The 12,756-nt window shown below is 37.0% G+C and carries 12 protein-coding genes; 11 read left to right on the forward strand and 1 reads right to left on the reverse strand.

Features of this window, described 5'->3' with window-relative positions; genetic code table 11:
• The first annotated feature begins 6 nt into the window (after positions 1-6).
• Complete coding sequence (locus F0919_RS14560) at positions 7-822, forward strand: LexA family transcriptional regulator (protein WP_190277400.1); 816 nt, start codon at positions 7-9, stop codon at positions 820-822.
• A 322-nt stretch (positions 823-1,144) separates the two neighbouring features.
• Here F0919_RS14560 and F0919_RS14565 read toward each other — a convergent pair whose 3' ends face one another.
• A complete protein-coding gene (locus tag F0919_RS14565) occupies positions 1,145-1,390 on the reverse strand; it encodes a hypothetical protein (protein WP_150033496.1) in 246 nt (81 codons plus the stop codon).
• 357 nt (positions 1,391-1,747) lie between these two features.
• Between F0919_RS14565 and F0919_RS14570 the strand changes: the two genes are divergently transcribed.
• The 10 genes from F0919_RS14570 (at position 1,748) to F0919_RS14615 (ending at position 12,748) form a co-directional block, all read left to right on the forward strand.
• Positions 1,748-2,176 (forward strand): FKBP-type peptidyl-prolyl cis-trans isomerase, encoded by a 429-nt coding sequence (locus tag F0919_RS14570; protein ID WP_150033497.1) that lies wholly within the window; start codon positions 1,748-1,750, stop codon positions 2,174-2,176.
• A 227-nt stretch (positions 2,177-2,403) separates the two neighbouring features.
• Positions 2,404-3,105 carry a MotA/TolQ/ExbB proton channel family protein gene (locus F0919_RS14575; RefSeq protein ID WP_150033498.1) on the forward strand — a complete coding sequence of 234 codons (702 nt, stop codon included), beginning with the start codon at positions 2,404-2,406 and terminating at the stop codon, positions 3,103-3,105.
• A gap of 242 nt (positions 3,106-3,347) precedes the next feature.
• A complete protein-coding gene (locus F0919_RS14580) occupies positions 3,348-4,388 on the forward strand; it encodes a glycosyltransferase family 4 protein (protein WP_150033499.1) in 1,041 nt (346 codons plus the stop codon).
• Positions 4,389-4,422: 34 nt separating this feature from the next.
• The gene (locus F0919_RS14585; protein ID WP_150033500.1) at positions 4,423-5,754 is read left to right on the forward strand and encodes a UDP-glucose dehydrogenase family protein; all 1,332 of its coding nucleotides are present in this window, start codon (positions 4,423-4,425) and stop codon (positions 5,752-5,754) included.
• 128 nt (positions 5,755-5,882) lie between these two features.
• Positions 5,883-8,291: an SLBB domain-containing protein gene (locus F0919_RS14590; RefSeq protein ID WP_150033501.1), complete on the forward strand. Its 2,409-nt coding sequence runs from the start codon at positions 5,883-5,885 to the stop codon at positions 8,289-8,291.
• A 28-nt stretch (positions 8,292-8,319) separates the two neighbouring features.
• A complete protein-coding gene (locus tag F0919_RS14595; RefSeq protein ID WP_150033502.1) occupies positions 8,320-8,673 on the forward strand; it encodes a phosphomannose isomerase type II C-terminal cupin domain in 354 nt (117 codons plus the stop codon).
• Between the two features lie 61 nt (positions 8,674-8,734).
• A complete protein-coding gene (locus tag F0919_RS14600) occupies positions 8,735-9,733 on the forward strand; it encodes a mannose-1-phosphate guanylyltransferase (protein WP_150033503.1) in 999 nt (332 codons plus the stop codon).
• A 28-nt stretch (positions 9,734-9,761) separates the two neighbouring features.
• Entirely contained in the window at positions 9,762-10,814 is a 1,053-nt protein-coding gene (locus tag F0919_RS14605; RefSeq protein WP_150033504.1) for a GumC domain-containing protein, read from the forward strand.
• A 57-nt stretch (positions 10,815-10,871) separates the two neighbouring features.
• On the forward strand, positions 10,872-12,143 hold the full coding sequence (locus tag F0919_RS14610; RefSeq protein WP_150033505.1) for a nucleotide sugar dehydrogenase: 1,272 nt from the start codon (positions 10,872-10,874) through the stop codon (positions 12,141-12,143).
• Between the two features lie 29 nt (positions 12,144-12,172).
• Positions 12,173-12,748 carry an acyltransferase gene (locus tag F0919_RS14615; protein WP_150033506.1) on the forward strand — a complete coding sequence of 192 codons (576 nt, stop codon included), beginning with the start codon at positions 12,173-12,175 and terminating at the stop codon, positions 12,746-12,748.
• The last annotated feature ends 8 nt before the right edge of the window (positions 12,749-12,756 follow it).

A 12,756-nucleotide genomic window follows, 5' to 3' on the forward strand; every position in this document is an offset into this window, starting at 1 on the left:
CCGATTATGTCGGAAATCCAAAAAAATCGGATTATTTTTATCGTTTTAATTTCTGTAGCCATGCTTAATAATTATTTCGGAAGTAACCTTAAGTTTTTAAGAAAAAAAACAGTCAAAAGCCAGTCTGACATTGCCATACTGGTTAATAAACGTACCACTGCCATCAGCAGCTGGGAGAACAACCTTTCACAGCCGTCTTTCGAAGATTTATTCAGATTATCCGATTTTTTTGGAATTGATATAGGACTTTTACTGGCCAATGATTTATCGGACGAATCTTCCTCAAAAAGCAAATCGAATGCTTTGGGCAATGCAGCAACAGACTCGCTGACAGAGTACACCTATAATGTATATGATTTTGAAAGTAAGGCAGCCGCAGGCGAAGCCTTGTTTTTGCTGGATGCAGACAGAATGATGCGGGAGCCTAATTTATATCTGCCCCACCTTGGCCCGGGCCTGCACATCAGGGTGCCCATCAGCGGCGACAGCATGCACAGCACCATAAAGGACAGCGACAAAGCAGTAGCCACGCTTGTTACAGATATATCTGATATCAGGCAGGGCTATATTTATGCCATTCTGGACAAGCAGGACGGACTGGTATGTAAAAGGGTATATATGGAGAATGAAAAAACCCTGGAATTAGTAAGCGATAACGAAATATATAAACCCTATAAGCGCCATCTAAAAGATATTGTAAGCATGTTTAAAGTAAGGGAAGTACACAGCACCGATCTGCGTCCTTACTTTGAAGATTTGCGGAAAGAAATGCGGGATATCAGGACGGAAATGGCCGATATCAGGTTATTAATGAATAAATAAGGGCCTGTATGCTATTTAAATTAATGCCGCCGTGCAGGAGAAACTGTGGTTTAATTGAAACACATAGCCACATAGGATTAAGATTTGTAGAAAGAATACAATAGTTCCTCATAGCAAAGCTTCGCTTCGAAGCTAACAATTGACTATGTTAAAACTTGTTTTCTATGCGCCCTTTCAGCACAACTCCATTCTAAATAATTGCCTATGTCTCTATGTGGTTTAAATAAAATACATAGAAACATATGCTTAGCTTTTTAGTTAATGACATTGAGTACGAAATCATCTTTAATTGCAATTCGTGCGGAGAAATCCTGTTTGCCGTTTAATTCAGGAAAACAGGATTTGGTATATAACATACCCATAATTCCAATATTTTATCAGATAGCTTAATCCTGATGTCGGAAGGTTTATTGGGCAATGCATAATAATCGCCCGTTTCTTTAAACACCATCTTTTCTATATATTCTTTAGCTTCATCTATTTCGCTGAAAAAGGCACATTTTGGTATATCTATGTAATCGTCCGTGTCCGTCAGCGGAAGCACCACTACTATAAAATTTTTGTTCATTCTTTTACACATTTAAATTACTGTTTCAAAATATCAAATGCCTTTCAGCCGCATCCGGCTTGTGCTCTGGCCAATAATGCATTTGATATTTCCACTCATTATGTAAAGGTGGAATTCCCTGCTTTCAACAGCAAGAAAGTGTGCAGTTCTTGCTTGTTTTTAAAAAATAACGGTAAAAACATTTCAACTATTCAGCAAATAAAATTGTTTAGCTAAAGCGAAGCAGGTTATTGAATCAACACTCATTTTTCATTCTTAACAAATATAAAATCTGTGCTTATTTGCTATTTTCTCAAATAAAAGTAAATTGCAGGCTATTTTTTATTTTTTTAACCCAGTCAAAAAAGGGAAACAACTATGTCAACAGTGAAAGCGGGCGATACCGTAAATGTGCATTACCACGGAAAATTAACAGACGGAACTACATTTGACAGTTCAGAAGGTCGCGAGCCATTGCAATTTACGGTAGGCGAAGGTCAGGTGATTAAAGGTTTTGATGATGCCTTAATCGATATGAAAATTGGTGACAAGAAAACAGTAAACATCCCTGTTGAAGAGGCTTACGGCCCTGCAGCTGCGGAAAATTTTATTGAATTTCCTAAATCTGAATTTCCTGAAGATTTGAAGCCGGAAGTAGGCGTTCAATTGCATTTAAGCGATAACCAGGGCAATCATTTTCCGGTTATTGTGCATGAAGTAAAAGAAGACAGCGTGGTATTGGATGCCAATCATCCATTGGCCGGCAAAGCCCTTGTTTTCGATATCGAATTGGTTAGCATCGGGTAATTCCGTTGATTGACGGTTTAATTGCTTAATGATTTTAATGCCACCTTCTATTTGTGGAATAATCGTTTCAGACAATGACATCATCTGACAATAGAATAAATTAACGATAAAGCAATTCAATCATAAAAAATAACGCTTCATTAAACCCTGCCGGCTAATTCCGGCGGGGTTTTAATATTTGCTTTTGTATATTTGCCCGATATACAATTAAAACCATCCTACATTAAATGTCCTGGAATTTATTCTTACAAATACCTGCCGATACCGTTGCGCAAATGACGCAAGCTGTTACTCCCGCTGCTCCGGAGCAATTATCACTTTGGTTTTTATTAAAAGAAGGCGGTGTTTTGATGATACCACTTGCCATTTGCAGTCTTTTAGCCGTCTATATATTTATTGAAAGGTATCTGGCTATTAAGAAAGCGGGAAAAGCACCCAATGATTTCATGCTGCGTATAAGAGAAAAAATTACGGAAGGCAGTATTTCAGGCGCTCAGTCGCTTTGTAAGAACTATGAAGGGTCGGTGCCCAGGGTTATAAGTAAAGGTATCAGCCGCATTGGCAAACCGATGGATCATATTGAGAAATCGATGGAAAGCTCGGGAAAACTGGAAGTATATCAGATGGAGAAAAATCTGGGTATTCTTTCAACCATTGCTGGTATTGCGCCTATGTTTGGGTTTCTGGGAACCATTGCCGGTATGATTATTTTGTTTTCCAATATACAGCATACCAATACTTTTGAAATAGGAACGATTGCAGGTGGTATTTATACCAAAATGGTAACATCGGCCGTGGGTTTGATTATTGGCTTGCTGGCTTATGTGGCAGATAAATACCTGAATGCACAGATTAATAAAAATGTAAATAAAATTGAAGCAGCGTCGAGCGAGTTTCTGGATATTTTACATCAACCGGCTGCTGTTTAATTCCGGCAGTTGTTATATATTATCAATCAATGTTCTTTATCATTTCGCGGAAATCTTTTTATTGAGATTTCTTAGGAATGATAAAGTTTTTTATAGGAGATCCGATAAACAGTCATGAATCCTGCTTATTAATTTTATTCTTTAAAAGCAGGAATCACGTTTTTTTAAAATCTTTAAATTAAATGTCGCTAATGAATACTAAACAGATGAAAGGTTCGTTAGGAAAGCAATAAATTTCCATCATGTTGCATGAAGTACAATATTTTTACATTCTGATTGCTTTTTCCTTATCCCTACTCGTTCACTATCTGGTGATTGAGGTTACGCATAGGAAAGGTATCTTTTTGGACGAGCACGATAAGATTCAGAAAGTGCATGAAAAACCGACGCCACGCATAGGCGGTCTTGGTATTTTTCTTTCCTCCATGTTTATCCTGAATGATAATCTTTTGGGGGGTTATTTAATTCTTGCCGCTATTCCCGCTTTTGTTGCCGGATTTTTAGAAGATTATTCCGGTAAAATAAGTCCCACACAAAGGTTGGCCATCATGTGTCTTTCCCCTGTAATGGCTTTTATAATGATTCCCGCCAGTTTATTGACCAATTGGGGTTTTGTAATAGTTCCTGCAGTAATCGGAATGATAGCAAGCGTTGTTTTTATTGTGGCAATGGTTAACGGCGTCAATTTTACAGATGGACAAAACGGCCTGGCTTCAGGGACGGTCCTTATAAGTTTTGTTTCCTTTTCGGTTATTTCCTTTTTGCTAAAAGATACCTCGTTGTTCTACATCTGCCTGGTAATGTGTGCAGCTGTATTCTCCTTCCTGATTTACAATTTTCCCGACGGAAAGATCTTTTTGGGAGACGGCGGTGCTTATTTATTAGGTTTTATGCTTGCCGCTATTGGTATCATTACCATACAAAGCCATAACCAAATAGTTTCTCCATTATTACTACCCGCCATTTTGATTTATCCCCTTTGTGAAGTTGTTTTTTCAACATTCCGTAAAATATTTTACGATAAGATTTCTCCGTTGAAATCAGATGATTTTCACTTACACCAGTTATTGTTCCGCAACAGAGCCAATGGCAAAGCTTATGCACCTGCATTAATAATATTGCCTTTACAAGCTATTGCTGCTATATTTGTAGTTTTATTTCTTAACGACGGATTTGCATTAGTATTGGTAATGCTTGCATTTCTGTTACTATACAGTTTGGTTTATATCAGAGAGCGTCGGTCAGACACTTTAAAAATGGGACAAGCCATAACAGTGAAATAACACGAATCAGGGACATTTTTTTTAAAAAGCAATCATGAAAATTATAGTTGTTGGTACCGGATATGTTGGACTTGTAACCGGTGCCTGTCTGAGTGATGTTGGCGTGGAAGTGGTGTGTGTGGATGTGGATCAGCAGAAAATAGAAAATCTGAACCGTGGCATTTTGCCGATCTATGAACCGGGGCTCGAAGAAATTGTTCACCGGAATGCGCAAAAAGGAAGATTGACTTTTACAACTTCCATAAAGGAGAATATTGCGGAAACCGATGCTATTTTTATTGCAGTAGGAACGCCGGAAGGCGAAGACGGTAGCGCTGATTTGAAATATGTGATTGCCGTTGCAGATGAAATAGGTACATATCTGGAAGATTATGCTGTAATAATTACAAAAAGCACAGTGCCTGTCGGCTCTTCGCTGAAAGTAAAAGAAGCTATTGCTGATTCAATGAAGCGGAATGGGAAAAGCATTCCGTTTGATGTGGCCTCTAATCCTGAATTTTTAAAAGAAGGAGCAGCCATCAGCGATTTTATGAGTCCGGACAGGATTGTGGTAGGCGTGAATAGCGAACGGGCAGGAAAAGTAATAGAGCAGATTTACAAACCTTTTCTTTTGAACGGATATCGTATGATTTTTATGGATATTCCTTCAGCCGAAATGACAAAATATGCTGCCAATGCTATGCTGGCTACACGTATCAGTTTCATGAATGATATTGCAAATCTTTGCGAAATCCTTGGGGCTGATATCAATCAGGTAAGGAATGGCATTGGTTCCGATCCGCGCATCGGCAATAAATTTTTATATGCAGGGATTGGCTATGGCGGTGCTTGTTTTCCGAAAGATGTAAAAGCCCTGATGAAAACAGGCGCCGATAACGGGCATCCGTTACGTATGCTTGAAGTGGTGGAAGAGGTAAATAATCGTCAGAAACTGGTTTTGTTTCACAAATTGAAAAATTTGATGAAAGGGGATCTTAAAGACAAAAAGATAGCAATCTGGGGGTTATCTTTTAAACCGCAAACTGATGATATGAGGGAAGCTCCTTCTATTTTAATCATTAATGAGCTTATAAAGGAAGGGGCAAAAGTAAATGCCTACGATCCGGTTGCAATAAAAGAAGTACACAGATATATTACAGTTCCGGTTAACTATACAGATGATGAATATACTGCTCTTGAAGGAGCAGATGCCCTGTTGCTGTTGACCGAATGGCGCGAATTCAGACTGCCTGATTGGGGAAAAGTTAAGGAATTGATGACAAATCCTTTGATTCTGGATGGAAGAAATATTTATAACGAAAAAGAATTAGAATCATTAGGCTTTGAATATCATTGTATTGGCGTTGGCAAGGCCATGAAAATTTAAAGAATGTTAAACCACAATTATTAATGAATGTGATTTTTCAATACCTTGAAAATAATTGTAATTTCGCCACCAATTAAAAATATAAGAGTCGTTTTATATTTTGAACCATCAATGTCTATAAACTGATTATGCCGAATCGTATAGTTAAATATTTTTCAAAAGCCTTGTCTGTGTTAGTATTGACTATGGGTCCATATTTTGCAACAGCACAGCAACCTCAACCTAAAACTCAAACTCCGACTACCGTTCCAACCATTGATCCAAGCACGGTGACACCCGAGCAAATAAAGGAGATAATGGATCAGAATAAAGATCAGGCTGACCAAAAGCAGGACAATAATTCAGATCAGCAGCAAGATCAAAATAACACCCAAAAAACCACAGAGGTTGAAAAAACCAGGAAAGAGAATAGAGGTATTAATATAGAAACAGGGCTTCCGATCTTTGGTAATGAAATATTCAATAACAACGCTTCTACATTTGCCCCTGAAGCCAACAGGCCTGTCCCTTCAAATTATGTATTAGGCCCCGGAGATAAAATTGTAGTAAATGTGACAGGAAACTCTGTTGTAAGCTTTAATACTATAGTAACACCTGATGGTTCTGTTTCATTGCGGGAGTTTGGCAAGGTTTTTGTTGCGGGAAGAACAATTGAAAATGCAACCACTATTATAAAAGAAAAATTAAAAGCCAATAGGTTTGCGGTTGATAATGGTACGAATGTAGATGTAACTATTACCAATATCAGAACCATCCATATTCATATTATAGGTCAGGTAAGGACTCCGGGCGATTATGATGTTTCATCTCTGACCACCGTTTTTAATGCATTGTATCAATCAGGCGGCATTACCAATAACGGAACATTCCGTGCCGTTAGAGTAATCAGAAATAATGAGCAGATTGCGCAGATAGATATCTACGATTATTTATTGAAAGGTGATTTAAGCAATAATATTACACTAAGAGATGGTGATATTGTACAGGTTAAGGAATACAATGTAAGAGTAAGTATGGAGGGCGAAGTAAAGCGACCTGCTTATTTCGAAGTACTGCCCGGAGAAACGTTGAGTGATGTTATAAGGTTTGCCGGAGGTTTTACAGATCTTGCCTATAAATTCAGTATAAAAGCAATTCAGCTTACGGACAGGCAGCAACGAATTAAGGATATCCCGAGGACTGAATTTGAAAGTTATACTCCGCTTAAAGGTGATAAATATACTGTTAGCAGAATTCTGAATAAAGTTGAAAACAGAGTTTCTATTGCCGGTGCCGTTTATCGTCCCGGAGATTTTGAGTTAACAGATGGTCTTACGTTGAGAGAATTGATTTTGAAAGCGGATGGATTAAAAGAAGATGCTTATCTTGAAAGAGGCTATATAACACGTCAGAAAGAAGATAATAGTGCAGAAGTTATTCCTTTCTATGTTAAAGGAATAATGGATGGAACAGACCCTGATATTTTGTTAAAGAAGGAAGACCAGATTCAATTGTCATCTTTGTTTGATTATACGGATGCTTATACGGTGAGTATTGCAGGAAAAGTGAGGGTTGCAGGTACATTCCCGTTCCATAGTGGCATGACCGTAGAAGATTTGATATTGAGCGGTGGCGGCTTTGCTGATGGCGCCAATATGATGGAAGTGGAGATAGCACGTCGCGTGAAAGACAGCGATAAGCAGAAAAAAGATGCAAAGCTTTCAACGGTTATAAAGGTTTTGATAGACCCTGAGCTAAAACTCGCCGATTCGAAATTCAAACTGGAGCCATTTGATGTAGTCTCTGTTTTTGCATTGCCGGGATATGTTAAGCCTCAGTTTGTTACCATTGAAGGTGAGGTAATGAATCCCGGAACATTTGCATTGATTACAAAAAATGACAGGATTTCGGACGTGATCAACAGGGCTAATGGCTTTACAGCGTTTGCAAATTTGAAAGGAGCATCACTTAAAAGACATGATTTGATTGAAACCCAAAGTGATGCCGAACAACAGGAATATAAAAAGCAACTTTTGTTACAGCGCCAAAAAGAAGAAATAGCTGATACAAGCATGCTTAACGGACTGATAAACAATCAAACCAAAAGGAATGATTTCGTTGGTATTAATTTACCGGAGATTATGGAGAAGCCAAAAGGTAAAAAAGATTTGATTGTGTTGGATGGGGATGTTATCAATGTACCAAGAACCTTGCAAACGGTAAAAGTAACAGGGGAAGTGTATTCACCTAAAACAATTGTTTATACAAATGGTAAAAGTCTCAGGGAATATATAAGCAGAAGCGGTGGCTTTACGGAGGATGCAAAAGCGAGTGATGCGTATGTTTTATATGCCAATGGGGATACGAAATCTACCCGGAGTTTTCTTTTCTTTAGAAATTACCCTAATATAGAACCGGGTGCTGAAATTTTTATACCGAGAAGGAAACCAAGAAAAGAAAGAGACGGTGCATCAGTTGCACAAACATGGGTAGGGTTGACAGCAAGTATGGCATCTGTAGCTGCCATTATATATGCTATTGTAAACGCTAATAAGTAATTAATTTACGGATACTAAATTAAAATTAATGAACGCTCTTGAACATGATGTAAGACCCTGGGGTGAATATTGGGTGCTTGAAGACTCGACATCGCATAAAGTAAAACATATTGAAGTAAATCAGGGAGGAAGATTAAGCTATCAATATCATAAATATAGAGCAGAAGTTTGGACAATTGTAAGCGGTGTGGCGACTGTTACATTAGAAGGCGAGATAAAAGAATATGTTGCAGGCGAAGTAGTCCGAATTCCGCAAGGGGCAAAGCATAGAGTTGCCAACAATACGAAAGAGAAGCTTATTATTATAGAAGTCCAGTTCGGAACTTATTTTGGAGAAGATGACATTATCAGGCTTGAAGATGACTATTCAAGAACAGATTGAGCCACTTTTAAAAATCAAAAGCAAGACGAGTAAATCAGATAATTATTTTTAAGAATCAGGAATGGCAGTAATCAATGTAATATTATCAGGTGGTGTGGGAAGCCGACTCTGGCCCTTGTCCAGAAAATCAAGGCCAAAGCAATATATTCCTCTGTTTGATGGTAAGACGCTGTTTCAGATTTGTGCAGAACGGAATCGTGATTTGGTAGATCATATCCAGGTAGTAGGTAGTATCGATAATTACAAGCTTTCAAGAGTTGATTTTGAACAATGTGGTATCGATGATTATACTGAAATAATTGAAGCTGTTCCGAGAAATACATCAGCTTCCATTGCTTTCGCTGCCTTTTCTGCTGGCCCAGATGATATTTTGATTGTCACCCCTTCGGATCATATTATTAAAGGATTTGAAAGCTATAAAAAAGCAATTAATGATGCGGTTAAGCTTGCTGAGCAGGGGTATATAGTAACTTTTGGGGCAACACCGACAAGACCCGAAACCGGTTATGGATATATAGAGCACGATAGTGACATGAATGTATTATCCTTTAAAGAGAAGCCTGCATTGGAACTTGCAAAAGAATATGTTTCCAGCAGAAAATATTTATGGAATGCCGGTTTTTTTTGTTTTAAAGTATCTGTTTATCTGGATGAACTAAAACAATATGCTCCGGAAGTTTATGAGACTGCCGGTAAAACTATAGATAATATAAAAGATGGATTTTTGCCATTGGATGAAATGATGAAAATTCCATCAATCAGCGTGGATTATGCTGTAATGGAACATTCAAAGAAAATAAAAGTTGTTCCATTCAGTTTTGAATGGAGTGATCTTGGTTCTTTTGAGTCTGTATGGGAATATTTAGGAAAGGAGTCAAAAGAGAATGTTGGTGGCAATTTAGTTTTGGGCTCTGAGAAGCATGTTGAATTTATTGGCCTGGAGAATTTAATATTAGTAGAAACAGACGATGCAATATTGGTGATGCCAAAAGATAAGGCACAACATGTGAAGGAGATATACGAAAGACTGGAAAGAGAAAAACCGGAATTGTTGAAATAATATTGTACTGAAACTTAAAGAGCAAAATATGCGCAATAGTGACAAGAAAGAGGAGATGACGCTAAAAGAAGTTTTTACCTCCATTCAGGATTGGTTAAAATATTTCAAATCGAAGATTTTAATTATTTTAATCATTGCAATCATCGGTTTTTTGTTGGGGTTTCTTTATGCTTACAGGAAGCCGCCTTTATATGTTGCCAAAAATACTTTTGTTTTAGATGAAAATAATGGAAGCAATGGCTTAAGTGGTCTTTCCGCATTGGGTCTTGATGTAGGCGGTGAAGATGCAAGAGGGCTATTTAATAGTTCCAAAAATATTTTATGGTTATATCAAAGTAACCTTATGTTGAGTGAGGTATTATTGACTCCTGTTTCAACCGACAATACTCATAAAGATCTCCTTTTAAATCTTTTTTTAAAGGAAAGTGGCCTTAATAAAGTATATAAAGGAAATATCTTCAAAGTAGGAGATAGCCTTAATAATCTTTCATTAGAACAGAATGCTGTTATTAAAGAAGTAGTTGAGTATGTGAAGGCTCCCAATTATATGAAAGTAGAGGAGATGCCAAAATCGAATGGGATAATAACGGTGACTGTAAGTTCAAAGGATGAAAAGTTTTCAAAGTTGTTTTGTGATGTACTCGTTGAAATTGTAAACAGCTATTACATTGAAACTCAGACTCAAAAAATATCAAACGAAATTCAGGTTTTAGAACAAAAGACCAATTATACAAGAGCATTATTAAACAATCAATCAGTAGAAGCTGCAACATCAGTCGATAACGTTCCGTATGCCAATCCCAATAAAACTATTTTAAGAGTTCCTCCACAGAGAAAGCAAATAGATATTGAGGCTAACAGAGCTATATATGTTGAATTGGTTAAGAATTTGGAGATGAAGCAGATGCTCTTAGCTCAGGAAACGCCCCTTATCAAACAAATTGATGTACCAAGTTATCCTTTATCAGTAGTTACAAAACCAAAAATCTTTTACGGTATTGTTTTTGCCATCGTTTTCGGATTATTGACTATAGGGTTCCTGTTTGTAAGACGCTTGTATAAAAAGACTATGAACAGCTAATGGAACAAAAAGGTTCTTTATAATATCATTATTAAAAATGTTGTATTAAATACCAGAATGAATAATAATATAAAAATTGCTATAATAGGCTTAGGGTATGTAGGGTTACCACTTGCAATTGAATTTTCAAAAAAGTATAAAACAGTCGGTTTCGATATAAAGGAAGAAAGAATAAAAGAACTGGGAGAAGGAAATGATAGTACTAAAGAAGCTAACTTAGAGGATTTGTCTTATGCAATAAAACAAAAGAATTTATTCTTTAGCAATGATATGGAAACGTTGAAACAGTGCAATGTTTTTATTGTCACTGTTCCTACGCCTATCAATCAGTTTAAGGCGCCCGACTTAGGACCGCTTATCGGCGCATCCAAAATGCTTGGAAGCATTTTAAAGAAAGGGGATATCGTAATATATGAATCTACTGTTTATCCGGGATGTACAGAAGAAGATTGTGTACCCGTATTGGAAAAATACTCCGGCCTTAAATTTAATTCAGATTTTTATTGTGGTTATTCTCCCGAAAGAATTAATCCGGGAGATAAAGTAAATACACTTACAAAAATCAAAAAGGTTACTTCAGGGTCTACTCCTGAAATTGCGGACATTGTAGATAGCCTTTATGCTTCTATTATCACCGCCGGAACCCATAAGGCGCCAAGTTTAAAAGTTGCCGAAGCTTCAAAAGCTATTGAAAATGCACAGCGTGATGTAAATATCTCTTTTGTAAACGAATTAGCTTTAATTTTTGACAGAATTGGTATTGATACTACTGATGTATTAGAAGCTGCAGGAACCAAATGGAATTTTCTGAAATATAAACCGGGATTAGTTGGCGGCCATTGTATTGGTGTTGACCCGTATTATTTGGCACATAAAGCAGAATCGTTAGGATATTATCCGCAAGTTATACTCTCCGGCCGAAGGGTTAATGATAATATGGGTATGTTTGTAGCTAATAAGGTTGTAAAGCTTCTGATTGGTAAAGGTCATAAAGTTGCAGGAGCAAAGGCGTTGATTTTAGGCATGACATTTAAAGAAAATTGCCCTGATATACGTAATTCAAGGGTGATTGATATTTATAATGAGCTAGAACAATTTGGCCTGGTTGTAGATGTTTATGATCCGCATGCAAACAACCATGAAGTAAAAGAAGAATATGGTATTGATTTGATTGATAATATTGATGATAAATACGAAGCTATAATATTGGCTGTATCTCATAATGAATTTATCAATTTAGACTTCAAAGAAATCAAAAATGGTAATGATGCTGTTTTATTTGATACAAAATCGTTCCTGAACAGGAATCTTATTGATTCCAGATTATAATATTATTTAGTAATTAAACAACGATAAAATTGGAATCATTTTTTGTACATGAATCAGCTGTTATTGATGAAGGATGTACCATCGGAAACGGAGTAAAAATCTGGCATTTTTGTCATATAATGCCTAAGTGTATTATAGGAGAAGGAAGTAATATAGGACAGAATTGTGTAATTTTTCCCAATGTGGTTTTGGGCAGAAATGTAAAAGTTCAAAATAATGTTTCTATATATGAAGGTGTGACTTGTGATGATGATGTATTTCTTGGGCCTTCTATGGTATTTACGAATGTTACGAATCCAAGAAGCGGTGTAAATAGAAGAGGGCAGTATTCAAAAACGAATGTTGGTAAAGGAGCATCTATTGGTGCAAATGCTACTATAGTCTGCGGCCATGATATCGGAGAATATGCTTTTATAGGAGCCGGAGCCGTTGTAACAAAATCGGTGCCGGCTTACGCTTTAGTTGTTGGAAATCCTGCTAAACAAATAGGCTGGATGAGTGAATATGGATATCGTTTGGCTTTTGATGCAGATGGACATGCAATTTGTGCTGAAAGCAGTCAGGAATATAGACTTGAAAATAAAATTGTTAAAAGAATAAAGTAAATACTGTT

The organism is Taibaiella lutea, assembly GCF_008629695.1.
Lineage (GTDB): Bacteria > Bacteroidota > Bacteroidia > Chitinophagales > Chitinophagaceae > Taibaiella > Taibaiella lutea.